Origin of the sequence: Stenotrophomonas sp. 278, from assembly GCF_003935715.1 — a bacterium.
Classification (GTDB): Bacteria; Pseudomonadota; Gammaproteobacteria; order Xanthomonadales; family Xanthomonadaceae; genus Stenotrophomonas; species Stenotrophomonas maltophilia_AH.
Window position 1 is genome coordinate 1 of sequence record NZ_RHPP01000057.1, and the last position, 26,703, is coordinate 26,703.

Annotated in this window: 24 protein-coding genes; 10 read left to right on the top strand and 14 right to left on the bottom strand. The window is 65.0% G+C overall.

The features are described from left to right. The 4 genes from EGJ34_RS11015 to ndk form a co-directional block, all read right to left on the bottom strand. The coding region (locus tag EGJ34_RS11015) for a helix-turn-helix domain-containing protein (protein WP_148100490.1) at positions 1-485 on the bottom strand (485 nt) is incomplete at its 3' end. 6 nt (positions 486-491) lie between these two features. Then, a complete protein-coding gene (locus tag EGJ34_RS11020; RefSeq protein ID WP_125360524.1) occupies positions 492-1,289 on the bottom strand; it encodes a tetratricopeptide repeat protein in 798 nt (265 codons plus the stop codon). Further along, positions 1,276-2,484 carry a 23S rRNA (adenine(2503)-C(2))-methyltransferase RlmN gene (gene rlmN, locus EGJ34_RS11025; RefSeq protein ID WP_125360525.1) on the bottom strand — a complete coding sequence of 403 codons (1,209 nt, stop codon included), beginning with the start codon at positions 2,482-2,484 and terminating at the stop codon, positions 1,276-1,278. Before rlmN ends, EGJ34_RS11020 begins: the two co-directional genes overlap by 14 nt. Positions 2,485-2,494: 10 nt before the next feature. Beyond that, positions 2,495-2,920 carry a nucleoside-diphosphate kinase gene (ndk, locus tag EGJ34_RS11030; RefSeq protein WP_125360526.1) on the bottom strand — a complete coding sequence of 142 codons (426 nt, stop codon included), beginning with the start codon at positions 2,918-2,920 and terminating at the stop codon, positions 2,495-2,497. Between the two features lie 241 nt (positions 2,921-3,161). Here ndk and EGJ34_RS11035 point away from each other — a divergent pair, with 241 nt between their 5' ends. From EGJ34_RS11035 to EGJ34_RS11045, 3 genes are read left to right on the top strand one after another with little or no spacing between them, the layout of a single operon-like run. After that, positions 3,162-3,812, top strand: coding sequence for a TetR family transcriptional regulator (locus EGJ34_RS11035; protein WP_125360527.1), 651 nt, complete (start codon positions 3,162-3,164; stop codon positions 3,810-3,812). Between the two features lie 45 nt (positions 3,813-3,857). Then, the gene (locus EGJ34_RS11040) at positions 3,858-6,230 is read left to right on the top strand and encodes a 3-hydroxyacyl-CoA dehydrogenase/enoyl-CoA hydratase family protein (RefSeq protein WP_125360528.1); all 2,373 of its coding nucleotides are present in this window, start codon (positions 3,858-3,860) and stop codon (positions 6,228-6,230) included. An 18-nt stretch (positions 6,231-6,248) separates the two neighbouring features. Beyond that, the gene (locus tag EGJ34_RS11045) at positions 6,249-7,457 is read left to right on the top strand and encodes an acetyl-CoA C-acyltransferase (RefSeq protein WP_125360529.1); all 1,209 of its coding nucleotides are present in this window, start codon (positions 6,249-6,251) and stop codon (positions 7,455-7,457) included. A gap of 145 nt (positions 7,458-7,602) precedes the next feature. On the opposite strand, the gene galU is transcribed toward EGJ34_RS11045, so the two are convergent. The 8 genes from galU to cmk form a co-directional block, all read right to left on the bottom strand. After that, entirely contained in the window at positions 7,603-8,487 is an 885-nt protein-coding gene (galU, locus tag EGJ34_RS11050) for a UTP--glucose-1-phosphate uridylyltransferase GalU (RefSeq protein ID WP_125360530.1), read from the bottom strand. Beyond that, positions 8,484-10,391: a nucleoside-diphosphate sugar epimerase/dehydratase gene (locus EGJ34_RS11055; RefSeq protein WP_185750145.1), complete on the bottom strand. Its 1,908-nt coding sequence runs from the start codon at positions 10,389-10,391 to the stop codon at positions 8,484-8,486. The genes galU and EGJ34_RS11055 overlap by 4 nt, the downstream gene beginning before the upstream one ends. A gap of 16 nt (positions 10,392-10,407) precedes the next feature. Beyond that, entirely contained in the window at positions 10,408-11,382 is a 975-nt protein-coding gene (locus EGJ34_RS11060; protein WP_125360531.1) for a glycosyltransferase family 4 protein, read from the bottom strand. A 3-nt stretch (positions 11,383-11,385) separates the two neighbouring features. Continuing rightward, the gene (lapB, locus tag EGJ34_RS11065) at positions 11,386-12,564 is read right to left on the bottom strand and encodes a lipopolysaccharide assembly protein LapB (RefSeq protein WP_125360532.1); all 1,179 of its coding nucleotides are present in this window, start codon (positions 12,562-12,564) and stop codon (positions 11,386-11,388) included. Between the two features lie 6 nt (positions 12,565-12,570). Then, a complete protein-coding gene (locus EGJ34_RS11070) occupies positions 12,571-12,861 on the bottom strand; it encodes a LapA family protein (RefSeq protein WP_125360533.1) in 291 nt (96 codons plus the stop codon). 84 nt (positions 12,862-12,945) lie between these two features. Further along, on the bottom strand, positions 12,946-13,251 hold the full coding sequence (locus EGJ34_RS11075) for an integration host factor subunit beta (protein WP_125360534.1): 306 nt from the start codon (positions 13,249-13,251) through the stop codon (positions 12,946-12,948). Positions 13,252-13,340: 89 nt separating this feature from the next. Next, positions 13,341-15,020 (bottom strand): 30S ribosomal protein S1, encoded by a 1,680-nt coding sequence (gene rpsA / locus EGJ34_RS11080; RefSeq protein WP_125360535.1) that lies wholly within the window; start codon positions 15,018-15,020, stop codon positions 13,341-13,343. A gap of 195 nt (positions 15,021-15,215) precedes the next feature. After that, a complete protein-coding gene (gene cmk / locus EGJ34_RS11085; RefSeq protein ID WP_125360536.1) occupies positions 15,216-15,896 on the bottom strand; it encodes a (d)CMP kinase in 681 nt (226 codons plus the stop codon). Positions 15,897-16,089: 193 nt separating this feature from the next. Here cmk and ykgO point away from each other — a divergent pair, with 193 nt between their 5' ends. The 7 genes from ykgO to EGJ34_RS11120 all read left to right on the top strand — a co-directional run bounded on the left by ykgO (position 16,090) and on the right by EGJ34_RS11120 (position 21,835). Continuing rightward, positions 16,090-16,215 (top strand): type B 50S ribosomal protein L36, encoded by a 126-nt coding sequence (gene ykgO / locus EGJ34_RS11090; RefSeq protein WP_005409283.1) that lies wholly within the window; start codon positions 16,090-16,092, stop codon positions 16,213-16,215. Positions 16,216-16,335: 120 nt separating this feature from the next. Next, positions 16,336-16,662 carry a hypothetical protein gene (locus tag EGJ34_RS11095; protein ID WP_125360537.1) on the top strand — a complete coding sequence of 109 codons (327 nt, stop codon included), beginning with the start codon at positions 16,336-16,338 and terminating at the stop codon, positions 16,660-16,662. 43 nt (positions 16,663-16,705) lie between these two features. After that, on the top strand, positions 16,706-17,743 hold the full coding sequence (locus tag EGJ34_RS11100) for an agmatine deiminase family protein (protein WP_125360538.1): 1,038 nt from the start codon (positions 16,706-16,708) through the stop codon (positions 17,741-17,743). A 556-nt stretch (positions 17,744-18,299) separates the two neighbouring features. Next, complete coding sequence (locus tag EGJ34_RS11105) at positions 18,300-19,187, top strand: carbon-nitrogen hydrolase (protein WP_125360539.1); 888 nt, start codon at positions 18,300-18,302, stop codon at positions 19,185-19,187. A gap of 20 nt (positions 19,188-19,207) precedes the next feature. Further along, on the top strand, positions 19,208-19,738 hold the full coding sequence (locus tag EGJ34_RS11110; protein ID WP_125360540.1) for a GNAT family N-acetyltransferase: 531 nt from the start codon (positions 19,208-19,210) through the stop codon (positions 19,736-19,738). A gap of 4 nt (positions 19,739-19,742) precedes the next feature. Then, the gene (locus EGJ34_RS11115; RefSeq protein ID WP_185750146.1) at positions 19,743-20,966 is read left to right on the top strand and encodes a TraB/GumN family protein; all 1,224 of its coding nucleotides are present in this window, start codon (positions 19,743-19,745) and stop codon (positions 20,964-20,966) included. Between the two features lie 23 nt (positions 20,967-20,989). Beyond that, a complete protein-coding gene (locus EGJ34_RS11120; protein WP_125360542.1) occupies positions 20,990-21,835 on the top strand; it encodes a phytanoyl-CoA dioxygenase family protein in 846 nt (281 codons plus the stop codon). A 13-nt stretch (positions 21,836-21,848) separates the two neighbouring features. Here the strand turns inward: EGJ34_RS11120 and EGJ34_RS11125 are convergent, their stop codons facing one another. Then, entirely contained in the window at positions 21,849-24,944 is a 3,096-nt protein-coding gene (locus EGJ34_RS11125) for an efflux RND transporter permease subunit (protein ID WP_125360543.1), read from the bottom strand. Then, on the bottom strand, positions 24,941-26,703 hold a 1,763-nt coding region (locus EGJ34_RS11130), incomplete at its 5' end, for an efflux RND transporter permease subunit (protein WP_148100491.1). The genes EGJ34_RS11130 and EGJ34_RS11125, both read right to left, overlap by 4 nt.

Sequence of the window (26,703 nt, forward strand, 5' to 3'; positions counted from 1 at the left end):
GCCTCGCTGCCGCCCGCAACCGGCACTGCCGCTGGAATCACGTCCAGCGAAGCGGTGTTGGGGGTGTTGCTGCTGTTGTCGAAATGGCCGCGGGTGGCGAACCAGACAGGGACCGCAAGCACGGCGGTGATGCCCACGTACAGAGCACGGCGCCCCAGACTTTCGGCAATGCGTCGGGCGCGCGGTGTATGGGTGTGGCTGACCAGCTGCGGCGGCACCACCGGCCCGATGTGGGCCTGTTCAAGCGCATCGCCCAGGTCGACCTTGAGCAGGCGCGCATAACTGCGCAGCTGGCCGCGCACAAACACCGGGGCACCCAGCCGATCCCACTGCTCGGCCTCGAGTGACTTCACGACCTGCACCGGCATGCGCAGATCTTTACCCACCGATTCAAGGGTCAGTCCGGCCGCTTCCCGCGCCTGACGGAGGCGTGCTCCGCATCCGGCTGCAGTGTCAAAAGCGTTCTCAGTCTGGTCATCAATCACAATGCTTCAACCCCGGGTGTTAGGAGCCGCGTCCTGCGGAAATTCGTCGCGAATTCGCTGCAGATAGCGACCCGATGCCACTGCGTCGCCCAGCTGCGCCTCGATATCAGAGGCAAGTTGTAACACGGAACGTGTGGCCGGTGCAGTCGCCAGACGGCGTTGCACGAAGGCCCGGGCCTCGAAAAAGCGCCCCTGGGTGTACTCGTTGCGTGCCATGGACTCGAGCGCATAGGCGTTGGTGGGAGCCAGTGCCAGTGCCTTGCGCAGGTCACGCGCGGCACGGTCAGGCTGGTTGGCGTCGAGCGCGCACCCCCCGGCGTTGGCCAGTGCCGCAGCGGGCGTGGCGTAACCCGGCGCGGCGATGGCCCGGTCGAAATAGGTCAACGCATCTGCCGGGCGGCCATGAGTACATAGCCAGGCACCATAGTTGTTGAGCACGTCGCCCCGATGCGGAGCCACTTCGACGGCTTTGCGCAGCAGCTCACCCGCTTCTGCGTCCTTCCCCCGGGCATTGGCCAGCTGGGTCAGCAGCAGATAGGCCTCCGGGCGGCTGCCGTCCAGCTTGAGCGCGGCGCGACCGCGCTTTTCAGCCACCGGCAGATCACCCAGACGCAGCGCTTCGGCGGCCAGGGTCACTTCGTTCTGGTAGTTCGCCCGGCGACGGCTTTCGGCGTTGTCCCGGGCGGTGTATTCCGGAGCCACGCCACGCACGTCGTCCGGAATCGTGAAGCCCTGCTTGCCACAGCCGACGAGTGCCAGCGCGACGAAGACAACGGCTGGCAATCGAAGGTCAGGCAGCGGCATTCCGGTTCTTCCCGCCCTGCAGGGTCTTGTTGAATTCGGCCTGGCGGCGCGTGCGGTCCATCACCTGCCCCTTGAGCTGACCGCAGGCGGCATCGATGTCGTCGCCGCGGGTGCGACGCACCATGGTCAGCACCTTCGAGTCCAGCAGGATCTTCTGGAAGGCACGGATCTGGGTATCGTCCGAGCGCTCGTAACGGGTGCCCGGGAACGGATTGAACGGAATCAGGTTGACCTTGCCCGAGTTCGTCGCCTGCACGGCGTTGTCGAACTGACGCATCAGCCGCGCCAGCTGGCGGGCGTGCTCGGGGGTGTCATTGATGCCGCGCATCAGGGTGTATTCGAAGGTGACCGATTCGCGGCGCTTGTTGGCGCGCAGGTAACGCGCGCACGAAGCCATCAGCTCGGCGATCGGGTACTTCTTGTTGAGCGGCACCAGGGTTTCGCGCAGCTCATCGTTGGGCGCATGCAGCGACACGGCCAGCGAGACGTCGCTCTCGGCGGAGAGGCGATCGATCTGCGGCACCAGGCCGGAGGTCGACAGGGTCACGCGCTTGTTGGCCAGGCCGTAACCCAGATCGTCGCGCATCACGCTCATCGCGCGCACGACGTTGTCGAAATTCATCAGCGGCTCGCCCATGCCCATCATGACCACGTTGGTCAGGCGGCGCTGCTTGTGCGGAATATTGCCCAGGTGGCGTGCTGCCACCCACACCTGGCCGATGATCTCGGCGGTGGACAGGTTGCGGTTGAAGCCCTGGGTGGCGGTCGAGCAGAACGTGCAGTTCAGCGCGCAGCCGACCTGCGAGGACACGCACAGGGTGCCGCGGGTCTTGTCCGGGATGTAGACCGCTTCAATCGCATTCTTGCCATCGGTGCCCATGGCCAGCAGCCACTTGTGGGTGCCGTCGGCGGAAGGCTTCTCGAACACGATGTTGGGAACGACCACTTCGGCGTGTGCGTGCAGCTTGGCACGCAGCGCCTTGCCCAGATCGGTCATCTGGTCGAAGTCGGTCACGTAGTGGTGATGGATCCACTTCATGACCTGGTGGGCACGGTAGCGCGCTTCGCCGAGGGTTTCGGCGAAGAAGCGCTCCAGACCCTCGCGATCGAGGTCGAGCAGGTTCTGCTTGCCAGCAGTCGGTGCCGTCTTCGGCAACGGCTGGATGGCGGCGGTGGGCTGTACGACCTCGTTCACGGCATTACTCTCAGCGCGAGACCACTTCAGTGGCGGCGAAGAAATAGGCGACTTCGATGGCAGCGTTCTCGACCGAGTCCGAGCCGTGAGCGGCGTTGGCGTCGATCGATTCGGCGAAGTCGGCGCGGATGGTGCCCGGCGCAGCGTCCTTCGGGTTGGTGGCACCGAGCAGGTCGCGGTGGGCCAGCACGGCGTTCTCGCCTTCCAGGGCCTGGATCATCACCGGGCCGGAGATCATGAACTCCACCAGCGCGTTGAAGAAGGGACGCTCGCGATGCACGGCGTAGAAACCTTCGGCTTCACGACGCGACAGCTGCTTGTACTTGGCAGCCACGACCTTCAGGCCAGCCTTTTCAAAGCGGGCGTAGATTTCGCCGATCACGTTCTTGGCGACTGCGTCGGGCTTGATGATGGAAAGGGTGCGCTCCAGCGCCATGGGAGGTTCTCCGTTGGGCGGGCCACTGATCGACCCGAGAGTAACATGAAAAAAACCCGCGTCAAAACGCGGGCTTAGCCTGATATACGTTCGTCAATTCTACAGCGTCCGCGCGCGCGATGACAACGGGCCGTATTCAGGTGGATGACCGCCGGGCAACCATCTTGCTGCACCGCACAATGCCTCCCGGTGGCGGCACGTCTAATATCAAACAATCGTTTGATTGAACTCTGCCCCGCCCATGGCCAAGCCCGCTCACTTCTCCACCAAGGACCGCATTCTCGGGGCCGCCGAGGAGCTGTTCGCCCAGCACGGCTTTGCCGGCACCTCGCTGCGCCAGGTGACCAGCCAGGCCGACGTCAACATCGCGGCGGTGAACTATCACTTCGGCTCCAAGGAAAACCTGGTCAACGAGGTGTTCCGCCGGCGCATGGACGAGATGACCACCGCACGCCTGGCCCAGCTTGATGCCGCCCGCCGCGACCATCCCGGGCAGCTGCGGCCGGTGCTGGCGGCGTTCGTCGAGCCGGCCCTGGCCATGGCCCAGGACCGCCAGAGTGGCGGTGCCTTTGTCCGGGTCATCGCCCGCGCCTATGCGGAAAAGAACGACAACCTGCGCAAATTCCTCTCCGATCACTACGGCCACGTGCTGCGTGACTTCGGCAAGGCCATTGCCGCCTGCGTGCCGGAGCTGAGCAAGGAAGAGCTGTATTGGCGGCTGGACTTCCTGGCCGGCTCGCTGACCTACGCCATGGCCGACTTCGGGTTGATCAAGCGACCCGCAGGTGTCACCGAAGCGGCGCATCGTGCCCATGCCGCCCACGAACTGATCCATTTCGCCGAAGCCGGCTTCCGCGCCAGCGCAGCCGCCTCCCCCGTTTCCACCCCGTAATGCCGGGCCCTGCCCGGTTGAACTGACCTCCAAAGGCTTACTGACATGTCCAATTCCCTGCTAGTCCGCCGCGCCGCCGTGCTGGGTGCCGGCGTCATGGGTGCCCAGATCGCCGCCCACCTGACCAACGCCGGTGTCGATACCGTGCTGTTCGACCTGCCTGCCAAGGAAGGTCCAGCCGACGGCATCGTGCTCAAGGCCATCGCCAACCTGGGCAAGCTGAGCCCGGCCCCGCTGGCGAGCAAGTCGTACGCCGAAGCGATCACCCCGGCCAACTACGAGACCGGCCTGGAACAGCTGAAGGACTGCGAGCTGATCATCGAGGCCATTGCCGAACGCATGGACTGGAAGCAGGACCTTTACAAGAAGATCGCTCCGTTCGTGGCCGACCACGCGGTGCTGGCCTCCAACACCTCGGGCCTGGGCATCAACAAGCTGGCCGACGTGCTGCCCGAACAGCTGCGCCACCGCTTCTGCGGCGTGCACTTCTTCAACCCGCCGCGCTACATGCACCTGGCCGAGCTGATTCCGGCCAGCACCACCGATGCGGCCGTGCTGGAAGGTCTGGAAGCTTTCCTGGTCACCACCCTGGGCAAGGGCGTGGTGTATGCCAAGGACACCCCGAACTTCATCGGCAACCGCATCGGCGTGTTCTCGATTCTGTCGACCATCCACCACACCCAGCAGTTCGGGCTGGGCTTTGACGAAGTGGACGGCCTGACCGGCCCGCTGGTGGGTCGCCCGAAGTCGGCCACCTACCGCACCTCCGACGTGGTCGGCCTGGACACCATGGCCCACGTGATCAAGACCATGGGCGACACCCTGCCCAACGATCCGTGGCATGAGTACTTCAAGTCGCCGAAGTGGCTGGACGCGCTGATCGCCAAGGGCGCGCTGGGCCAGAAGACCGGTGCCGGCATCTTCCGCAAGGTCGGCAAGGACATCGTGGTGCTGGACCTGGAGAAGCAGGATTACCGCGCCGCTGACCGCACCGCCGCACCGGAAGTGGTCGAGATCCTGAAGATCAAGAACCCGGCCGAGAAGTTCGCCAAGCTGCGCGAAAGCCAGCACCCGCAGGCGCAGTTCCTGTGGGCCACCTTCCGCGACCTGTTCCACTACAGCGCCTATCACCTGGCTGACATCGCCGAAACCGCGCGCGACGTCGACCTCGCCATCCGCTGGGGCTACGGCTGGTCGCTGGGCCCGTTCGAAACCTGGCAGGCCGCCGGCTGGAAGCAGGTGGCGCAGTGGATCGCCGACGATATCGTGGCCGGCAAGAGCATGAGCAACGCCCCGCTGCCGGACTGGGTCTTTGACGGCCGCGACGGCGTGCACGCTGCCGAGGGCAGCTTCAGCCCGTCGCGCAATGCCAAGCTGCCGCGCTCGGCCCTGCCGGTGTACCAGCGTCAGCGCTTCCCCGATCCGGTGCTGGGTGAAACCTTCAGCCCGGGCGAAACCGTGTTCGAAAACGATGGCGTGCGCATGTGGCACGACGGCGACGGCATTGCCGTGGTCAGTTTCAAGACCAAGATGAACACCGTCTCCGACCACGTGCTCAATGGCCTGCAGGAAGCGATCAAGCGCGCCGAGCAGGGCTTCCAGGGCCTGGTGATCTGGCAGCAGAAGGAACCCTTCTCCGCCGGTGCCGACCTGGCCGGCGCGCTGGGCCTGCTGCAGGCCGGCAAGGTCGACCAGTTCGAAGAAATGGTGCACAACTTCCAGCGCACCAGCCAGGCGATCAAGTACTCCCTGGTGCCGGTCGTGACTGCGGTGCGTGGCCTCGCCCTGGGCGGTGGCTGCGAGTTCCAGATGCACAGCGCAAAGAGCGTGGCCGCGCTGGAAAGCTATATCGGCCTGGTGGAAGCCGGCGTCGGCCTGCTGCCGGCCGGTGGTGGCCTGAAGGAACTGGCCGTGCGCGCCTCCCAGGCCGCGGGCCCGGGTGGCGATGTCTTCGCCGAACTGAAGAAGACCTTCGAAACCGTGGCCATGGCCAAGGTCTCCAACTCCGCGGTCAACGCGCAGGAGCTCGGCCTGATGCGCCCGACCGACAAGGTTGTGTTCAACAGCTACGAAGCGCTGTACATCGCCAAGGCCGAAGTGCGCGCGCTGGCTGAAGGCGGCTACCGTCCGCCGCTGCCGGCACGTCGCATCCAGGTCGCCGGCGACGTCGGTATCGCGACCTTCAAGATGATGCTGGTCAACATGCTGGAAGGCCGCTTCATCAGCCCGTACGACTACGAGATCGCCGTGCGCATCGCCACCGTGCTGTGTGGTGGCGAAGTGGATCGCGGCACCCTGGTCGACGAAGAGTGGCTGCTGACCTTGGAGCGCAAGCACTTCGTCGAACTGGCCCAGCAGGAAAAGACCCAGGCGCGCATTGCGCACATGCTCAAGACCGGCAAGCCGCTGCGTAACTGACAATAAGAGATCACCACAATGACCAAGCAGATCCAGGACGCCTACATCGTCGCCGCCACCCGTACCCCGGTCGGCAAGGCACCCAAGGGCGTATTCCGTAATACCCGTCCCGACGACATGCTCGCCCACGTGCTCAAGAGCGTGGTCGCCCAGGCCCCGGGCGTGGACGTGAACCGCATTGACGACGCCATCATCGGCTGCGCCATGCCCGAAGCCGAGCAAGGCATGAACGTGGCCCGCATCGGCGTCCTGCTGGCGGGCCTGCCCAACACCATCGCCGCGCAGACCGTGAACCGGTTCTGCTCGTCCGGCCTGCAGGCCGTGGCCATGGCCGCCGACCAGATCCGTCTGGGCAATGCCGACCTGATGCTGGCCGGTGGCACCGAGTCGATGTCGATGGTGCCGATGATGGGCAACAAGATCGCGATGGCTCCGAGCGTATTCGACAACGACCACGTCGCCATCGCCTACGGCATGGGCATCACCGCTGAGAAGGTGGCCGAGGAGTGGAAGGTCTCGCGCGAAGAGCAGGATGCCTTCGCCCTCGCCTCGCACCAGAAGGCCATCGCCGCGATCCAGGCCGGTGAGTTCAAGGACGAAATCAGCCCGTACGACGTGCGCACCCGCACCCCGGATCTGGCCGATGGTCGCCGCATCATCACCCGTGACCGCATCGTCGACACCGACGAAGGCCCGCGCCTGGATTCGTCCGCTGAAGGCCTGGCCAAGCTGCGCCCGGTGTTCCGCAACGGCCAGTTTGGTGGCACGGTCACCGCCGGCAACTCCTCGCAGATGAGTGACGGCGCGGCCGCCGTACTGCTGGCCTCCGAGCAGGCGGTGAAAGACTACGGCCTGAAGCCGCTGGCCCGCTTCGTGAGCTTCTCGGTCGCCGGCGTGCGCCCGGAAGTAATGGGCATCGGCCCGATCGCCGCCATTCCCAAGGCGCTGAAGCAGGCTGGCCTGACCCAGGACCAGCTGGACTGGATCGAGCTCAATGAAGCCTTTGCCGCGCAGTCGCTGGCGGTGATCCGTGACTGCGGCTTGGATCCGTCGAAGATCAACCCGCTGGGCGGTGCCATCGCCCTGGGTCACCCGCTGGGTGCCACCGGCGCGATCCGTACCGCCACCCTGGTGCACGGCCTGCGTCGCCGCCAGCAGAAGTACGGCATGGTGACGATGTGCATCGGCACCGGCATGGGTGCGGCGGGTGTGTTCGAATCGCTGTGATGCTGGATTGACGGGAATCGGTAGCGCCGGCTGTTAGCCGGCCCTCATTACCGCCTGGGCCGGCCAACGGCCGGCGCTACCGAAACAAAAAAGGCAGCCTCACGGCTGCCTTTTTTGTTGGATTGCGCAGCACATCCGTGCCTGGTCAATCCTCGGCCAGCATCTGCGCCAGCTTCTCGCGGGCCGGCTTGCCGAGCTTGTGGCTTTCCAGCGCGAAGCGGATGGTCGCTTCCACCAGACCCAGGTGGGTACCGCAGTCGAAACGGGTGCCTTCGAAACGATAGGCGTCCACTTCTTCGGTCTTCAGCAGGGTCGCAATGGCGTCGGTCAGCTGGATCTCGCCGCCGGCACCGGTACCGGTCGCTTCCAGCAGTTCAAAGATTTTCGGGCTCAGCACATAGCGACCGACCACGGCCAGGTCACTCGGCGCGTCTTCCGGCTTGGGCTTTTCCACGATCTGCGAAATGCGACCCTTGCGGCCATCGAAAGCCTCCGTGGCGACGATGCCGTAGCTGGCGGTGTTCTCGTGCGGTACGTCCTCGACCGCGATCACACTGGCACCCGTGGCCTCGTTGAGGTCGGCCATCTGCTTGAGCGCGCCGTCGCCGCGATTCCAGATCAGGTCGTCCGGCAGCAGCACGGCGAACGGTTCATCGCCGACCACGGCCTTGGCACACAGCACGGCATGCCCCAGCCCGAGCGCTTCGGCCTGGGTGACGAACACCGCTCGAACGCCATTGGGCAGCACATGACGAACCAGCTCAAGCTGTTCCTGCTTGCCGGCCCGCTCGAGCTTCTGCTCCAGCTCGTAGGCTTTGTCGAAATAATCGGCCACCGCATGCTTGTAGCGGTTGGTGATGAAGATCAGGGTATCGCACCCTGCTTCGATGGCTTCGTCGACGGCATACTGGATCAGCGGCCGATCGATGATCGGCAGCATTTCCTTGGGAACGGTCTTGGTTGCAGGAAGAAAGCGTGTTCCCAGTCCTGCGACCGGGAACACCGCCTTGCGGATACGCTTATGGGTCACTGCCTGTTGGCCTCTCGTGCCGGAAAGGGCACCACATTAGCCGATCCGACGTGATTATCTTGTTGCAGCGGCGAGAACTCCGGCATCGTCGCGAACAGAATGCTGTTGATCGCATCGGTGTCGTAGTTGGCAATGGCCTCGCGCAGGCGCGGCACGTTACCCAGCACCTGGTCGCGGGCGAAGGTACGCACGCCGGCTTCCAGAATCTTGGGATGCGCGGTGGGACGATAGTCTTCGTCGGAATAGAACAGCGTTTCGTGCAGCTTCTCGCCCGGGCGCAGCCCGGTGTAGATGATGGCGATGTCCTTGTACGGCTGCTTGCCGGCCAGGCGGATCATCTGCTCTGCCAGCACACGGATCGGCACCGGCTCGCCCATGTCCAGGGTGTAGATCGCCCCGTGCGAAGCCGATGCAGCAGCCTGCAGGATCAGCTGGCAGGCCTCGGGAATGGTCATGAAGTAGCGGGTGACTTCCGGGTCGGTCACGGTCACCGGGCCGCCTTTCAGGATCTGCTCGCGGAACAGCGGCACCACGCTGCCCGCCGAGGCCAGCACGTTGCCGAAGCGCACGGTGACGAAGCGGGTCTGGGTGGTCTTCTGGTCCAGGCTCTGGCAGATCATCTCGGCGTAGCGCTTGCTCGCCCCCAGCGCGTTGACCGGGTCCACGGCCTTGTCGGTGGAGATGAACACAAAATGTTCGATATGCGCTTCCACGCAGGCCCGCGCCACTGTCTCGGTGGACAGGATGTTGTTGCGCACCGCTTCGCGCAGCTGACGCTCCAGCACCGGCACCTGCTTGTAGGCCGCCGCATGGAACACGGCATCGACCGGCGACAGCGAAAGCGCATGACGGATCACCGCCGGGTCACCGCAGTCGCCCAGCACCGCCTCGACTTCCAGTTCCGGGAAACTGCGCTTGAGCTCGGCCTCAATGGTCAGCAGCAGCAGTTCGCTCATTTCCAGCAGCACGATCCGCCCTGCCCCGTGGCGCGCACACTGGCGGCACAGCTCCGAGCCGATCGAGCCACCAGCACCCGTGACCAGCACCGTGCGCCCGCCCAGCCAGCCCCGGATCAGCGACCAGTCCGGCAGGATCGGCTTGCGGCCCAGCAGGTCTTCAATGGCGACCTCCTTGAGCTCGCCGGGCAACGAATGGCCCAGCAGCACGTCATTGATCTTCGGCACGGTGCGGAACGGCACGCCGGTGCTCTCGCAGATCGCGACCACCCGCTGCATGCCGGCTGCATCAAGCGACGGGATGGCGATGACCAGCAGTTTGGCGGCGGTTTCGCGCACGATCGAGGGGGCGTCATCCAGCGTGCCCAGAATCGGCAGCCCCTGCAGCTTGGCCCCCTGCAGATGCGGCGCATCGTCGAGCAGGCCAACCGGCTCGAAGTCGCCCGAGCGACGCAGGTCACGCACCAGTGCTTCGGCCGCCTGGCCTGCGCCCAGAATCAGCACGCGACGGGCGCTGGCGTCGGTCTGCAGCGACTGGTAGTCCTTCCACGCGCGGTACAGCAGGCGGGGGGCACCCAGCAGCGCGGACAGGGCAAACGGGTAGATCACCAGCACGGACATCGGTACGCCGGCAAAGCGCTTGTAGGCCAGCACCACCACGATGGCCAGCAGACCGATGAAACTGGCTTTGAATATATGCAGCAGGTCAGCCACGCTGGCAAAACGCCACAGCCCGCGATAAAGGCCCACGCGCCAGAACACCACCGCCTGGATGACCAGAACCAGCGACGTGTCCACGTTCCAGAGCGGCAGCGACGGCGCATCGGCCAGCATCGAGTACCGGCCGGCGTGCAGCAGCTGCCAGCATGCCCAGACCATGAAAAGGTCGTGCACCACAATCGCGGCGCGCGGAAGCAGACTGGTGAAACGGTCCTGCCAAGGCGTCATAAAACTAGCAATCCTATTAGTGGCACATTCCCTTGCGCAGGAGTAGCCAAAGACCAGTCGCCAGGGTCAACCACGCGACGGCCACGGCAGCCTCCCACCTCGGCTGCAAATTCGTGCATGCATTAAACACTGTAATACTGAACAGACCAAAAACAAAGTACATTCCGGTCACAAAAGTGTGGCTTTTGCCACTTTTGACCGCGCGCTGGTAGACGTGTTGGGTGTGGGGCTCCATCCAGCGTTGTCCTGAAAGCATGCGGGACAAGAGTGTGAAGCCTGCGTCCACGAGGAAGGCGGTGAGCGGAACCAGCAGCAGCAGCCAGGAGATGTCCGTGGCCACGCTGCCCAGGCAGACCAGCGCCGCAATCGCATAGCCCAGCGCCCCACTGCCCACGTCGCCCATGAAGATCCGGCCCCGGGGAAAGTTGAACGGCAGGAAACCGAGGCAGGCCGCAGCCAGCACCGCCCCGGCCAAGGCCAGTGGCCCCGGCAGCACACAGGCCAGGGCAATCCCGGCCAGCACCGCCTGGGTGGTCGCGATGCCGTTGATCCCATCCATGAAGTTCCAGATGTTGATCAGGGACGTGGTGAACAGCAACGCCAGCAGTGCCTGCACGGGGTTGTGAGTCGCCTGCCAGACCAGGCCTGCCACGAGCGCCGCAGCGACCACATGAACGAGCAGCCGACGAACGGCAGGTAACGGCCGATGGTCGTCCCACCAGCCAATGCCAGCCACCAGCACCAGGCCCACGCTGAACACGGCCAGGGTGACCCAGGCTTCGGGCCAGTACAGCGCTGCGGCCAGCGCCGACAACAGCAGGGTCAGCACAATGGCAATGCCGCCGCCGCGCGGGGTCGCCACCACGTGGCTGCGCCGCTCACCCGGCTGGTCCATCAGGTTGCGCCGCAGCGCGTAATAACGCGCACCCCAGGTAAGCGCCGCCGAGGTCACCAGCGCCGCCAGCAACCCCAGCCCGCCAATCAGGCCCATGGCTCAGAGCACCGCGTAGTTCAGCAGCGGCTTGACCGTCCCCCACTCCTTGCAGCTGGGGCACTGCCAGTGGTGGGTGCGCGCGCCGAAACCACAGCGGGTGCAGCGGTAAGCCGGGTTGCGCACCAGCAACTGGTCGGTGATGTGCTTGAGATCGTGCAGGGTCGCGGTGGAATCCGCGCCTTCGGCCAAGGTCAGGTCGATCAGTGCGGACTCGCCGCGCACCGACGGACGATCCTTCAGCTGGCGGCCGAGGTACGCGCGAGCCGGAGCGACGCCTTCCTGCTCTTCCATCAGCTGGGTCAGCGCCAGCACTGGCGCGATGCCGCGGTAATGCTCGGTCATTTCCGAAAGGAACGCCCGCGCCCCGCCCAGGTCACCGACCTTGCGGTAGTTCTGCATCAGCGGCTGCAGCACTTCGGGCAGATATTCGGGGTCGTTGCGGGCAGCGCGCTCGAAGGCACGGACGGCCGCTTCGGCATTGCCGGCATCGGTTTCCAGCCGGCCTTCGATGATGCCGGCGCGCACCGACATCGCGTCGGCCTGGTAGGCCCGCGCAATCGCCGCACGGGCTTCGTCGATCTTGCCGGCCCCGCGGAAGCGCTCGGCCAGCTCGCACTCGAACTGCCCGACCAGCTTACCCATCGGTTCGCCGGTCACTTCTTCATAGCGGGTGGCGTTGTCGATCGCCTTTTCCCAGTCGCGTTCGGCCTGGTAGATCCCGATCAGGTGCTTCAGTGCCTGCGGAGCGCGCTGGTCGATCTGCGCCAACTCGGTGAACACGGTTTCGGCGCGGTCGAGCAGACCGGACTTCATGTAGTCCTCGCCGAGCGCCAGCAGGGCCTGCACGCGCTGCGCGTCACTCAGGTCGGTGCGGTTGACCAGGCCCTGATGCAGACGGATGGCCCGGTCGACCTCGCCGCGGCGACGGAACAGATGCCCCAGTGCGACCTGGGTTTCAAACGTTTCCTTGTCCAGCTCGGCGATATGCAGGAACAGCTCGATGGCTTTGTCCGGCTGCTCGTTGAGCAGGTAGTTCAAACCACGGAAGTAGGTGCTGGAGAGGCGGCTGACCTGGTTGTCACCATGGCGCTGACCACCGCGCCGGCCGACCACCCAGCCAGAGATTGCCGCCAGCGGCAGGAACAGGAAAAACCAGAACCACTCGGAGACGAATTCCATCGGCGCTCAGCGTCCGTCAAAAGAAGAAGTAGAGGGTGCAACCGGTGCAGCCGACGTGACCGGCACCGTTTTCTGCGCCTTGCGCAGTTTTGAATAAAGCGGAATGACCATGCCCACCAGCACCAGCCCGGCTCCGATCAGCACACCGGCCAATAGAGCCACGGTGATCGCAAGGCCAGTACTGGCATGGATCTCGGTGAACCCGAGCTTGAGGGTCATTTCCTGTGAATTGAGGGCACCGACAATGAGCCCGGCGACCAGCACGGCCAACAGGATCAACAGACGTGCGATTTTCATGCGGCAGCTCCCATTCCGTCAGGGACCAAGAGTAGCGGACCTGCGACCCGCTCTACCAGCCTGCAGCGTTGCAGGGAAAAAGACTCAGGCGGGATCGCCTTCCAGCGGAACGACGGCGCTGACGCGCTCACGCAGTTCCTTGCCCGGCTTGAAATGCGGGACGTGCTTGCCCGGCAGCGCGACCGATTCACCGGTCTTGGGGTTGCGCCCCAGTCGAGGCGGCCGATAGTGCAGCGAGAAACTGCCGAACCCGCGGATCTCGATGCGATCACCGCCGGCCAGCGACCCCCCCATCATTTCCAGCAACGACTTTACCGCCAGATCGACATCGTCCGACTTCAAATGCGCCTGTCGGCGCGCCAGGATTTCGATCAGCTCGGATTTGGTCATTGCGGACTCGCTTCGAGGGATTCCAACCCTGAAACGGCCCGGACAGATGTCCGGGCCGCTCAGGAAACTACTGCAACGGGTAAGGCCGATTACTCGGACTTGTTGCCGTTCAGCTGTGCACGCAGCAGCGCGCCCAGCTGGGTGGTGCCGCCCGAAGCAGACTGGTATTCCTCCAGCACTTCGCGCATTTCGGCGTCGTCCTTGGCCTTGATCGACAGCTGCAGGGTACGGCCCTTGCGGTCCATGCCCACGAACTTGGCTTCCACCTTGTCGCCGACCTTCAGGAACTGGGTCGCATCGTCAACGCGCTCATTGGCAACGTCGCGAGCCGACACATAGCCTTCGATGCCGTCAGCCAGTTCGATGGTTGCGCCCTTGGCGTCCACTTCCTTGACCACGCCTTCGACCTTCGAACCCTTCGGGTTGGCAGCCATGTACTGACCGAACGGATCCTGCTCCAGCTGCTTGACGCCCAGGCTGATGCGCTCGCGCTCCGGATCGACGGCCAGGACGACGGCGTCCAGGTTGTCGCCCTTCTTGAAGTTGCGGACCACGTCTTCGCCGGTGGTGTTCCAGCTGATGTCGGACAGGTGCACCAGGCCGTCGATACCGCCGTCCAGGCCGATGAAGATGCCGAAGTCGGTGATCGACTTGATCTGGCCCGACACCTTGTCGCCCTTCTTGTGGATGGCAGCGAAGGTTTCCCACGGATTGGCGGCAACCTGCTTCATGCCCAGCGAGATGCGGCGACGCTCTTCGTCGACGTCCAGCACCATCACTTCAACTTCGTCACCGACCTGCACAACCTTGGACGGGTTGACGTTCTTGTTGGTCCAGTCCATTTCCGAAACGTGCACCAGGCCTTCCACGCCCGGCTCGATCTCGACGAACGCGCCGTAATCGGTCACGTTGGAGACCTTGCCGAACACGCGGCTGTTGGCCGGGTAACGACGGGCGATGTTGTCCCACGGATCTTCGCCCAGCTGCTTCAGGCCCAGCGAAACGCGGTTGCGCTCGCGGTCGAACTTCAGCACGCGCACGTCCAGCTCGTCGCCGACGTTCACGACTTCGGACGGATGGCGCACGCGCTTCCATGCCATGTCGGTGATGTGCAGCAGGCCGTCGATACCGCCCAGGTCCACGAACGCGCCGTAATCGGTCAGGTTCTTGACGACACCCTTCAGGATGGCACCTTCCTGCAGCTTGTCCATCAGCTGCTCGCGCTCTTCCGAGTGCTCGCTTTCGACGACAGCGCGGCGCGACACAACGACGTTGTTACGCTTGCGGTCCAGCTTGATGAGCTTGAATTCCAGCTCCTTGCCTTCCAGGTAGGCCGGATCGCGCACCGGGCGCACATCGACCAGGGAACCCGGCAGGAACGCGCGGACATCCTTGATGTCCACGGTGAAGCCACCCTTCACCTTGCCGCTGATGCGACCGGTGATGGTTTCGTTCTTTTCCAACGCTTCTTCCAGCTCGTCCCACACCATGGCGCGCTTGGCCTTCTCGCGCGACAGGACGGTTTCACCGAAGCCGTTTTCGATCGAGTCAAGGGCAACCTTGACCAGGTCGCCTTCGGCGACATCGATTTCGCCAGCGTCGTTACGGAACTGCTCGATCGGCACGATGCCTTCAGACTTCAGGCCAGCGTTGATCACCACGACGTCGCCGCGGACTTCCACGACGGTACCGGTGACGATGGCGCCCGGCTTCAGCTTGGCCAGATTGGCCTGGCTGGCTTCGAACAGTTCGGCAAATGATTCGGTCATTAGATTTACTCTGTTGGACACATGGGCAGGGGTTCCCTTCAAGGGTTCCGTGTACTGCCCGCCTGTTGGTCGACCCCGATGAAGCAGGTCGTGTGTTAAGTAGGAAAACCGCCACGCATCAGTGCGGGACGGAGCTTGTGTTGCCTTGCAATGGTGCGACTACCGTCGATGGATTGACGGCCTCCTTACAACGGATCAGGCACCCGAAACCGGAAGCAGATCCAGAACCCTGGCAACGACTTCGTCGATGCCGATTCCACTGGTGTCGATGACGACGGCATCGTCTGCCGGCTTCAGGGGCGCCACTGTGCGCTGTGCATCACGGGCGTCGCGGGCCATGATCTCGCGCAGGAGGTCATCAAAGTTAACAGAAACCCCCTTGTCTTTCAACTGCTTATGCCGGCGCTCCGCGCGCTCCTCGGCACTGGCGGTCAGAAAGACCTTGAACGGGGCATCCGGGAAGATGACCGTCCCCATGTCGCGGCCGTCGGCGACCAGGCCAGGCTCGACCCTGAATGCGCGCTGGCGCTCTTTCAGGGCGGACCGCACCTCCGGGATGGCGGCAATGGCTGAGGCCAGCGCACCCGTGGTTTCCAGCCGCAGCTCGTCGGTGGCGTCGGTCTCATTGACCATGACACGCAGCGCGCCGTCGGCGGTCTCGACGAAGCGGACCTTGGTGTCGAACGTGCAGCGGACCAGTGCCGAAGCGTCGGAAGTGTCGATATCGGCCCAGCTGGCGGCCACGCCCACGGCGCGGTACAGCGCCCCCGAATCCAGGTAATGCCAGCCCAGTCGCCGTGCGACAATACGGCTGACGGTGCCCTTGCCGGCCCCGGAAGGACCGTCGATGGTAAGCACGGGAGGATGCGGATTCATGGGTTTCCCTGTGTGATGGACCCCCCATTCTAGCCCCTGCCCGACCCCTGCCGAGACCTTTTTGGTGCAACCACTTGAAAGGATGGAGAAAAGGCCGGTAGAATGGCGGGCTTGAACGAGCGTCACCTGCCGATTGTCATCTGCATATCGCGGCCGCGCTCCACCTGAATCCACGTTTACGCCGAGGTATGCAATGAAAGTCCTGTCCTCTCTGAAGTCGGCCAAGGCCCGTCACCGCGACTGCAAGGTCGTCCGTCGTCGCGGCAAGATCTTCGTGATCTGCAAGTCGAACCCGCGCTTCAAGGCTCGCCAGCGCTGAGCCTCAGGCGGTTCACGGCCACCGGCCGCGTCCTACCTGAATGAAAAACCGCCTCCGGGCGGTTTTTTATTGCCGTTTTTTGTTGTAATCGCATTTCTTGACACTGGGGAGTAGATCGAGATGAAGCGTTACCTGACCACCCTGCCGTTGCTTGCCCTGCTGACCTGCGCCAGCGCCCACGCCGACACCCTGCTGATCGACCGCACCAAGGAGCAGCCTGCTGCGATGGTGCCGGTGCGCGGCCAGACCGCCAGCCAGGTGCTGGCCACGTTCGGCGAGCCGAGCGAAAAGCTGGAGCCGCGTGGCGGCCAGAAGCGCCAGTGGCCGACCATCAACCGTTGGGTCTACCCGCAGTTCACCGTCTACTTTGAAAAGGCGAAGGTGATCGACGTGGTGGCCAACAAGGCCAGCGCGGAGGAAGTCGGCCCGAAGCCGGCGATCCGCTGACCCCTTTACGCCCGCGCCCGGCGCGGGCCATTGCACCGAGACCATGAACGATACGCTCCGCTTTCCAGCCGAATGGGAATCCCAGTCGGCCATCCTGATCGCCTGGCCCCACGCCGACACCGACTGGGCCGACCGCCTGGCGGACGTGGAAGAAACCTACATCGCGCTGGTCACGGCCATCACCCGTTTCCAGCAGGTGGTGATCATCGTCGCCGACGATGACCTGGAGGCCTATGCGGACGCGCGCCTGCGCTCCAACCGCATCGACATGGACCGCGTGCGTTTCGTCACCGCGCAGTACGACGACACCTGGCTGCGCGATTCTGGCCCGATCACCCTGCGCCGCGCCGACGGCGGCTTCCGCCTGCTGGACTTCCGCTTCACGGGTTGGGGCGGCAAGTTCGAGGCGAGCCTGGACGACCAGCTGGTCGGCGTGCTGCATGGCCAGGGCCTGTTCGCGAACGCGGAACTGCAGAGCATTCCGTTCGCACTGGAAGGCGGCGGCATCGAAACCGACGGTGAAGGCACCCTGCTGACCACCTGGCAGTGCCTGCACGAGCGCCACCCGGAACGCGACCGCGCCTCGCTCAGCGCCGACATGGCCAACTGGCTGGCGCAGGACCGCGTACTGTGGCTGGACCACGGTTACCTGGAAGGCGACGACACCGACGCGCACATCGACACGCTGGCGCGCTTTGCCTCGCCCGACAGCATCGTCTACCAGGCGTGCGATGACAGCACCGATTCGCATTACGCCGAACTGCAGGCGATGGGCAACGAACTGGCGGCGCTTCGCACCACCACCGGCCAGCCGTACCGCCTGTTCCCGCTGCCGTGGGCACGCCCGGTGATCGACGAAGGTCGCCGCCTGGCCGCGTCGTACGCAAACTATCTGATCCTCAACGGCGCAGTGCTGATGCCGGCCTACGGCGATGAAGCCGACAACGCCGCCCGCGACGTACTGGCCAAGGCCTACCCGGACCGCGAAATCGTGCAGGTCCCCTGCCGCTCGCTGATCTGGCAGAACGGCAGCCTGCACTGCATCACCATGCAGTTGCCTGCGGGTGTGTTGGCTGGCTGACATTTTGTCGGCATTCGAGTTGCTACGTAGCGCCGGGCTCTGCCCGGCGCTTTTGGTTTTGGGCGAACAGCCGGTGGCCACAGCACTCCTGGGTTGGCGGATCGGGGCGGGCGTTCCGGGGGACGCTGTGAATACGTCCATGTAAGCTCATCGCCGCATCCATGCGGCTCGTGCCCCCTCCAGCCCACCCCGACCCGCCCCGACAGTGCGTCGGTGGCCATCGAAGATCAAAAGCACGTCGACCTGGCATTTCCCATGGCCACCGACCATGTATCGCGGGGCCGGCGGGGGGGGGGTACGGGACCGTGAAGGCACATGGATGTGCCGCCCGAGCCTAACGGGAGATTTAAGGCGTGTCCCGTACCCCCCACCCGCCGGCCCCAGACACGTAGATCGGCAGCTGAGGGTTGTTCGCCCAGATCCAACAGCAGCCGGGCAACGCCCGGCGACACGCAGCCCGAGCAATCCCGGCTGTTGGCGCGCATTCAACCGACAGCACGCGGCGCTGACCCATCCGCGATAAACTGCGTTTTTCTGCCTGCAGGACCCGCATCGGATGAGCCCACGTCACCCCCTTACCGTCGCCCTGATCCAGGAGCGCAACCATGGCGATGCCGAGGCCAACCTGGCTGTGATCGAAACCCGCGTGGCCGAGGCTGCTGCGCAGGGTGCCAAGCTGGTCCTGCTGCAGGAGCTGCATAACGGCGCGTACTTCTGCCAGCACGAATCGGTGGACGAGTTCGACTTGGCCGAACCGATTCCCGGCCCCAGCACCGAACGCCTGGGCGCGCTCGCGAAGAAGCATGGCGTGGTCATCGTCGCCTCGCTGTTCGAGCGCCGCGCCGCCGGCCTGTACCACAACACCGCCGTGGTGTTTGAAAAGGACGGCACCCTGCTCGGCAAGTATCGCAAGATGCACATCCCCGACGACCCGGGCTTCTACGAGAAGTTCTACTTCACCCCTGGCGACATCGGCTTCAAGCCCATCGATACCTCCGTCGGTCGCCTTGGCGTGCTCGTGTGCTGGGACCAGTGGTACCCCGAAGCCGCCCGCTTGATGGCCCTGGCCGGGGCCGAACTGCTGCTGTACCCCACCGCCATCGGCTGGGATCCGGACGACCAGCAGGACGAAAAGAACCGCCAGCGCGATGCCTGGGTGCTCAGCCACCGTGGCCACGCCGTCGCCAACGGCGTGCCCGTGCTCAGCTGCAACCGCGTCGGCCACGAGCCCTCCCCGCTTGGGGCCTCCGGCATCCAGTTCTGGGGCAACAGCCACGTGCTCGGCCCGCAGGGCGAGTTCATCGCCGAAGCCGGTGGCGACGCCACCGTGCTGGTCTGCGAGGTCGACCTGCAGCGCAGCGAACACGTGCGTCGTATCTGGCCGTTCCTGCGTGACCGCCGCATCGACGCTTATGGCGACCTGCTCAAGCGCTACATCGACTGAATCCACAGGACCCCTGCCCCGTGACCGTGCATCTGCGCGACGCCCGCGACGAGGATATCGCCGCCATTACCGCCATCTATGCGGTGGAGGTCACCGACTTCGTCAACACCTATGAGTACGAAGTCCCCGACGCCACCGAAATGCAGCGGCGCATGCACGACATTGTCAGCCGGGGCTTCCCCTACATCGTCGCCATCGTCGACGGTCAGGTTGCCGGCTATGCCTATGCCAATACCTACCGCGCGCGCATCGCCTACCAGTGGACCGTGGAAAACTCGGTCTACGTCGATGCCGCCTTCCAGGGCAGAGGTGTGGGCACCGCGCTGATGCAGGGGCTGATCGACGCCTGCGTCGCGCGCGGCTACCGGCAGATGGTGGCGGTGATCGGGGAACCTTCCAACACTGCCTCGATCAAACTGCACGAGCGCTTCGGCTTCCATCTGGTTGGCGTGTTCCGTGGCCTGGGCCGTAAGCACGGCCGCTGGCTGGATACGGTGCAGATGCAGCGCGCGCTCGGCGATGGTGCCGACAGCGCCCCTTCCAATGAATGAAGCAATGACCGACATTACAACGCAAGACAGTGGCGACAGCGTGTTCGCCGGGCAGCCGGTCAAGGTCGTCGAACGCGACGGCGTACGCTACACCCTGCTGGGCACCGCCCACGTGTCCCAGGCCAGCGTGCAGGCCGTCGAGAAGGCGATCGACAGCGGCCGCTTCGACGCCGTGGCGGTGGAACTGGACCCGCAGCGCCTGCAGGCGCTGACCAACCCCGACGCGCTGGCCAAGCTGGACCTGGTCGAGGTGATCCGCAAGGGCCGCGTTGCCCTGTTCGCGGCCAACCTCGCCCTGGCCGCGTATCAGCGCCGGCTGGCCGAACAGCTGGGCATCGAGCCCGGTGCCGAGCTCAAGCGTGCGGTTGGGCTGGCCAACGAACGCAACCTGCCAGTGCACCTGATCGACCGCGAGGTTGGCCTGACCTTCAAGCGCGCCTCGCAGCGGCTGGGCTTCTTCGGCAAGATCAAGCTGGTGATGGGCCTGGGTGCTGGCCTGTTTGCTTCTGAGGACGTCGGCGAAGACGAAATCGAGAAGCTCAAGCAGGGCGACATGCTCGAGGCCAGCTTCGGCGAGTTCGCCAGCGAAAGCCCCGAGCTGTACGAGACCATCATCGGCGAGCGCGACCGCTACATGGCCACGCGCCTGCGCGAGAGCCACGACCCGGCCCAGCGCGAAGTGCTGGCGGTGGTCGGTGCCGGCCATCTGGCCGGGCTGGCGAAGTATCTGGAAAGCGACACCGAGGCTCCCGGTCCGCTGCGTGAGTCGCTGGAGGCCGTGCCGCCCAAGCGCAATATCCCGTGGATCACCCTGGGCATCCTGGCCGTGGTGCTGACCGGCATCGTGGTCGGCTTCTATCGCGGTGGCATGGGCGTGGGCGCGGAGCTGCTGGCGACCTGGGCGATGTACACCGGCGGCCTGGCTGGGTTGGGCTGCCTGCTGGCCGGCAGCCATCCATTGAGCATCCTGACCGCCATCGTGGTGGCCCCGTTCAAGCCGTTCCGGCTGAGCATTCCCACCGGCGCGTTCGCGGCGCTGGTGGAAACACGACTGCGCAAGCCGGCGTATGAGGACTTCCTGAAGCTGCGTGATGACGCGCAGACGCTGAAGGGCTGGTACCGGAACCGGGTCACCCGCGTCGTGCTGACTTTCATGCTGACCAATCTGGGCAGTATGCTCGGACTTTGGCTGACCGGGTTCCAGGTGTGGAACAAGGTCGGCGGTTGAACGCCTTTCCGGGAGAAGCAGGGATGGACGATCTCGAGCGCTTGCAGCAGGATGGATTTGTCGTGGTCCGCGGGGCGGTGAAACCGGCCCTGGTGTCCACCCTCAATGAACACATCTCGCGCTTCAAAGCGCGCAATGCCAAAGCAGCCGCACGCAATCTCGACGAACACGGGCGCATGTACCGTGTCGTCAACCTGCACCTTGCAGTAGACGCCATCACGCAGCTGCTCACCGACAACGCCGCGATCGACGTTTGCGACCGCTTCTTCGGCGAGCCCACTTCGCTGTACACGAGCCTGTACTACGAAAAGGGGTCGGAACAATCGCTGCACCGCGACACCCCGTTGTTCGCGACCTCGCCGCTGGGGCGCTACATGGGCGTCTGGGTGGCGTTGGACGAGGTTGCTGACGACAACGGCCCGCTGATGGTGGTACGCGGCAGTCACGCCTTGCCCCCGATCGACCTGCCAGCGATACGCCAGCAGGTGTTTGGCGATGGCCCCATCGACCCGATGTCGCCAGAAGGCTGGACCGCCTACCAGAGCGCGGTCGCAGCGCAATGTGCGGCCGCGGGTTTGAGCGCTGAGCCCGTCCACGTGTCCCCCGGTGACGTCATCATCTGGCACCCGCAGCTGTTCCATGGCGGGGCACCCCATGCGGCGTCCCGCACACGCCGCAGCGTGGTGATGCATGTCACGCCGAAAGGCATGCCGGTCGGCCACCAGGACGTGTTCTTCGACCCGACCCGGTCCCGCACCAGCGCGCCATGGCGCTACTACCAGCGCGGGGACCGGCACGTGGCCCGCTTCAAGCATGTCGACTTCGGCCACGCCTACAAGGTTCGCACCTGGTTCCTGCGAAAGCCCTGACACTACCGCCCTGCTACGCCGGCTCGATCACTGCCTCGCTGCCCTTCGGCGGCAATCCCCTGGCCCGCCGCACGATGCGGGCCACGGCGATGCTCATGTCATCGAGCATGGCGTAGATGGTCGGCAGGAACAGCAGGCTGACCACGGTCGAGAACGCCAGGCCCCCGGCAATCGCGCGCGCCATCGGGTAATACGGGGGGCCGTCGCCCAGCAGCTGGGTGTCGGTCAGCGAGATCGGAATCATCGCCAGGATGGCCGTGCCCATGGTCATCATGATCGGGCGCAGACGCTCGCGTGAGCCTTCCACCAGCGCCATCGTGCGGCCCATGCCACGCCGTCGCAGGTTGTTGATGTGCTCGATCATGACGATGCCGTTGTTCACCACCACGCCCATCAGCACCAGGATGCCGATGAACGACATGATCCCGAACGCCGTACCGGTGAGCCAGAACAGCCAGAACACCCCGAAGATCGAGAACAGCACGCCGCTCATGATCGCTGCCGGGAACAGCAGCGATTCGAACACCGCCGCCATCACCACGTAGATCATCACCAGCGCGATCAGCAGGTTGAACATCATCTGCTGCATGGCCTCATCGTCGTCGCCGTAATCGCCGCCGTCGAAGGTGAAGTTGTAGCCGGCCGGGAAGCTCATCGGCTTGAGGATCTCTTCCATCGCCTTGCGGCCTTCCGGCGCGGTCACCTTCTCGGCCAGGTTGGCCTTGATGGTCAGCGTGGTCTGGCGATTGGTGCGGCCGACGCGGGTGGCCGAAGGCTTGATGCTGACCTCCACCAGGCTCAACAGCGGCACCGAGCGCCCGTCGCCGGTTCGCACGGTATAGCTCGCCAGGTCTTCCGGGCTGCTCTGCTCGGCACCGGCGAAGCGCACCCATACCGGCACCTCGCTGTCGCCGCGACGGAACTCGCGCAGCGGGGCACCGCGCAGGGCCAGGCCGACGAAACTGGCGACCTGCTCGGCGTTGAAGCCGAACGCGGCCGCACGCTCGCGGTCGACGTGGATGGACAGTTCGCTGCCCTTCTCGCCGTTGTCGATGCGCACGTCGCGCAGTTCCTTGCGCTGGGCCAACAGCGGCACCACTTCCTCGCCGATCTCCTGCAGCATCTGGGTGGAATCGCCAACCAGCTGCACCTGCACGCCCTGGTTGCCGCCACCGCCACCGCCGTCACCGCCCTGGTTGCCCACCACGTAGTCGGCGCGCGCCGAACGTGGCAGGCCCTTGCGCAGGCTCTCCTGCACGGCCGCCATGTTGCCGGCATGCTTTTCGTCCAGAGTGACAACGGTGCTGCTGCCTTCCTGTTCGCTGTACCAGGAATACACCTGGGTGATGTGCAGCTTCTCGCGGTTCTGGTCCAGGTACTGCTCGACCCGCGCCACTTCATCGGACATCTGTGCGCGGGTGTAGGCCCCCTTCCAGTTGTAGCCGATGAACACGTCGGTGCCGCCTTCGCCGCCGAACATGTCGACCTTGGTCAGCTTCATCGGCACCAGGCTGACCAGCACCACCATGATGATGCCGAACACGCTCCAGCCACGGTGTTCCAGCGTCCATTGCAGCACCTGGGCGTAACGACGCTGCAGGCGGGCGATGACGCCGGTCTGCGAGTGCACCAGCTTTGGCGTCTGCATGCGCGCGGACAACATCGGAATCAGGCTCACCGCCACCAGCCACGAGGCCAGTAGCGACACCGAGATGGTGATCGCGATCTGCGCCATGAAGATGCTGATGTTGTTGGTTTCGCCGAACAGGTTGGGCACGAACACGATGCAATGGCACAGGGTGCCGGCGCTGAGCGCGATGGCCACGTTGCGGGTGCCGATGATCGATGCGGGCCGCGGCTGATCCGGCATGCGCTCGCGTTCCTGGTAGATGCTCTCCACCACCACCACGGCGTTGTCGACCAGCATGCCGACCGCCAGCAGCAGGCCCATCATGGTCAGGATGTTGAGGGTGACCCCGGCGAAGTACATGAAGCCCAGGGTGATCACGAAGCAGATCGGGATGGCCAGGGTGACCATCAGCGTGGACGGCCAATGGCGCAGGAAGAAGAACAGCACCGTCACCGACAGCAGCAGACCCACCGCACCGGCCTCGGCCAGCTCGAGCAGCGACGAGGTGACCGTCTTGCCCTGGTTGTCGATGACCTTGATGTTGACGTCGCGCATCGACGGCTGCTTGCGGATGGATTCCACCTCGGCCAGTGCAGCGCGCGAGACTTCCACCAGGTTGGCGCTGCGCTCCTTGTAGATATCCAGGCCCACGGCCGGGTTGCCATCCAGGCGGCGACCGTACGGCATGCGGCTGGGCTTGAGCCGGATGTCGGCGATGTCTCCCAGGCGCAGGCCTTTGGTGTCGATCACCAGGTCGCGCAGCTCCTGCAGGTCGGTGATCTCGCCGACCGGCTGGATGCGCACGCGCTGGCCGTTGTCGTCGATCTGCCCGGCCGAAATCGAGAAATTCAGCGTGCGCAGGCGCTCGCTCAGCTCATTGATGCTCAGGTTGTGCGCGGTCAGGCGGTCGGCGTTGATGGCGACCTCGACCTCGTTCGGTGGGGCTCCGGAGATCTCGACCCGGGCCACGCCCGGTATCCGCTCGATGCGCCGCTTGAACTCACGGTCGAGCATGTCGTACGCGCCGGTCAGGTCACTGCTGCTGGCCAGTCGTACTTTCAGCACCGGCTCATCGCTGCTGGACCACTTGAACACGTTGTAGCGCTGCAGGTCATCGGGCAGGTCGCTGCGGATCGCATCGATGCGCTCGCGCGCGTCGGACGCGGCGATCGCGATGTCGCGATCCCAGTCGCTGAACTCGATGAAGATGCTGGCTCCTTCGGAGGTGGCCTGGGAGCGCATGCGCTTGATCCCGGTCATCGTTGCCAGCGCTTCTTCGGTCGGCCGGATGATGGTGCGTTCGACCTCTTCCGGGGTGGACCCGGTATAGGGCACCTGCACGAACAGGAACGGCGCGGAGATGTCCGGCAGCGCCTCCAGCGGCAGCCGGAACGCGGCGATCAGGCCCACCACCACCAGTGAGACGAAGCACATGATGGTGGTGATGGGCCGACGGATGGAAAACTCGGCGACGCTCATGCCGGCTCCTGTGCGGGTTCGCCGCCGTCGCTGGGTTCTGCGGCGTGTGCGTGCTGGCGGCCGCGTTCGCGGTAGTACGCATCGCCACGCCGATCGAGCAGGTCATACACCACCGGAATCACCAGCAGGGTCAGCAGGGTGGAGACCAGCAGGCCGCCGATCACGGTGATCGCCATCGGCGAACGCACTTCCGCGCCCTCGCCCATCGCCACTGCCAGCGGCAGGAAGCCGAACAGCGTGCACAGCGTGGTCATGATGATCGGACGCAGGCGGGACCGCGCTCCTTCCACCAAGGCCTCGTGCTTGGCCACGCCGGCCTCGCGCAGCTGGTTGACCTTGTCGATCAGGATGATCGCGTTCTTGGTCACCAGCCCCACCAGCAGGATCAAACCGATGAACACCACCACCGAGATCGGCTTGCCGGTCAGCATCAGCGCCAGGATCGCGCCAACCAGGGCCAGCGGAATGGTGAACAGGATGACGAAGGGATGCAGCAGCGATTCGAACTGCGAGGCCATCACCAGATAGACAAGGAAGATCGCCAGGCCGAACGCGAAGATCAGCGAGCGCGCCGATTCAGCCAGCTCCTCGCCCTGCCCACCGATGTGCATGCCGACACCCGCGCCCAGCGGCTGCTCGGCCACCATGGCCTGCACTTCACGCACCGCACCGCCCAGATCGATGTCGCGCAGGTTGGCCGAAACCACCGCCACCCGGGTCTGGTCGGCCCGATGGATCTCGCTGGGACCGTTGGTGGCCACCACTTCGGCCACCGCGTCCAGGGTGACCGGGCGACTGCTGCCAGGGTTGACGATCAGCCGGCGGATGCTTTCCACGCTGGCGCGGTCGCCTTCCTGCGCCCGCACCAGCACGTCGATCTTGCGGTCGCGGAAGCTGTAACGGGTGGCCACGTCGCCGCGCACCTTCTTCACCACGACGTCTGCGATCTGGCGGGTGGTCAGGCCCAGCGCACCGGCGCGCTCCTGGTCGAAGCGGATCTGGATTTCCGGGAAGCCTTCTTCCACGGTCGACTTGACGTCGGCGTAGTGCGGGTTGTTGCGCAGCATCGCCGCCAACGCCTGGCCGGCACGCTCCAGCGTGGCCATGTCCTGGCCGCGCAGTTCCACTTCCAGCGGCGTGGAGAAACTGAACAATGCCGGGCGGGCGAAGTCGACCTGCACGCCGGGGTGCTCCTGCATCGACGCACGCAGGCGTTCAGTGATCTCCGCTTCGCTCCTGGCGCTGCCGCCGCCTGCCATCACCACGGTCAGCTTGCCGATGTTCTCGCCGCTCTCTGTGGGATTCGCATCCAACCGGGTGCCGCTGCCACTCACCCCATACAGCGACGCGACGCTGTCGTCCTTGGCATGTGCCAGCTGCAGCTCACGCACCAAGGCGTCGGTCTGCTTCAGCGGCGTGCCAGCGGGCAGCTTGGCGGTCATTTCGAAGCGATCCTGGGCCAGCTGCGGAATCAGGTCCGCGCCCAGCATCGGCACCATCGCCAGGGTGGCAACGAACGCCAGGGCAGCCAGGCCCAATACTTTGCCCGGATGGGCGAGCGCGCTCGGCAGCAGCTTGAGGTAACCGCGCTCGGCACCGGCGTAGGGCTTCATGGCCAGATCGCTGGCCTTGCGCATGACCGGCCCCACCACGGCGGTCAGGCCGCGCCACAGTTTGACGATCACCCAGGCCACGCCGAACACGCTCCAGCGCACCAGCGCGCCCAGGCCGCGGCGGCTGCCGGCCACCGGCTTCAGCC

Excerpts from the sequence above, each read along its gene's own strand:
- EGJ34_RS11020 (WP_125360524.1), bottom strand. The coding sequence starts at position 1,289 with ATGCCGCTGCCTGACCTTCGATTGCCAGCCGTTGTCTTCGTCGCGCTG.
- ndk (WP_125360526.1), bottom strand. The coding sequence starts at position 2,920 with ATGGCGCTGGAGCGCACCCTTTCCATCATCAAGCCCGACGCAGTCGCC.
- EGJ34_RS11035 (WP_125360527.1), top strand. The coding sequence starts at position 3,162 with ATGGCCAAGCCCGCTCACTTCTCCACCAAGGACCGCATTCTCGGGGCC.
- EGJ34_RS11040 (WP_125360528.1), top strand. The coding sequence starts at position 3,858 with ATGTCCAATTCCCTGCTAGTCCGCCGCGCCGCCGTGCTGGGTGCCGGC.
- EGJ34_RS11045 (WP_125360529.1), top strand. The coding sequence starts at position 6,249 with ATGACCAAGCAGATCCAGGACGCCTACATCGTCGCCGCCACCCGTACC.
- EGJ34_RS11055 (WP_185750145.1), bottom strand. The coding sequence starts at position 10,391 with ATGACGCCTTGGCAGGACCGTTTCACCAGTCTGCTTCCGCGCGCCGCG.
- EGJ34_RS11060 (WP_125360531.1), bottom strand. The coding sequence starts at position 11,382 with ATGGGCCTGATTGGCGGGCTGGGGTTGCTGGCGGCGCTGGTGACCTCG.
- lapB (WP_125360532.1), bottom strand. The coding sequence starts at position 12,564 with ATGGAATTCGTCTCCGAGTGGTTCTGGTTTTTCCTGTTCCTGCCGCTG.
- EGJ34_RS11070 (WP_125360533.1), bottom strand. The coding sequence starts at position 12,861 with ATGAAAATCGCACGTCTGTTGATCCTGTTGGCCGTGCTGGTCGCCGGG.
- EGJ34_RS11075 (WP_125360534.1), bottom strand. The coding sequence starts at position 13,251 with ATGACCAAATCCGAGCTGATCGAAATCCTGGCGCGCCGACAGGCGCAT.
- rpsA (WP_125360535.1), bottom strand. The coding sequence starts at position 15,020 with ATGACCGAATCATTTGCCGAACTGTTCGAAGCCAGCCAGGCCAATCTG.
- cmk (WP_125360536.1), bottom strand. The coding sequence starts at position 15,896 with ATGAATCCGCATCCTCCCGTGCTTACCATCGACGGTCCTTCCGGGGCC.
- ykgO (WP_005409283.1), top strand. The coding sequence starts at position 16,090 with ATGAAAGTCCTGTCCTCTCTGAAGTCGGCCAAGGCCCGTCACCGCGAC.
- EGJ34_RS11095 (WP_125360537.1), top strand. The coding sequence starts at position 16,336 with ATGAAGCGTTACCTGACCACCCTGCCGTTGCTTGCCCTGCTGACCTGC.
- EGJ34_RS11100 (WP_125360538.1), top strand. The coding sequence starts at position 16,706 with ATGAACGATACGCTCCGCTTTCCAGCCGAATGGGAATCCCAGTCGGCC.
- EGJ34_RS11105 (WP_125360539.1), top strand. The coding sequence starts at position 18,300 with ATGAGCCCACGTCACCCCCTTACCGTCGCCCTGATCCAGGAGCGCAAC.
- EGJ34_RS11115 (WP_185750146.1), top strand. The coding sequence starts at position 19,743 with ATGACCGACATTACAACGCAAGACAGTGGCGACAGCGTGTTCGCCGGG.
- EGJ34_RS11120 (WP_125360542.1), top strand. The coding sequence starts at position 20,990 with ATGGACGATCTCGAGCGCTTGCAGCAGGATGGATTTGTCGTGGTCCGC.
- EGJ34_RS11125 (WP_125360543.1), bottom strand. The coding sequence starts at position 24,944 with ATGAGCGTCGCCGAGTTTTCCATCCGTCGGCCCATCACCACCATCATG.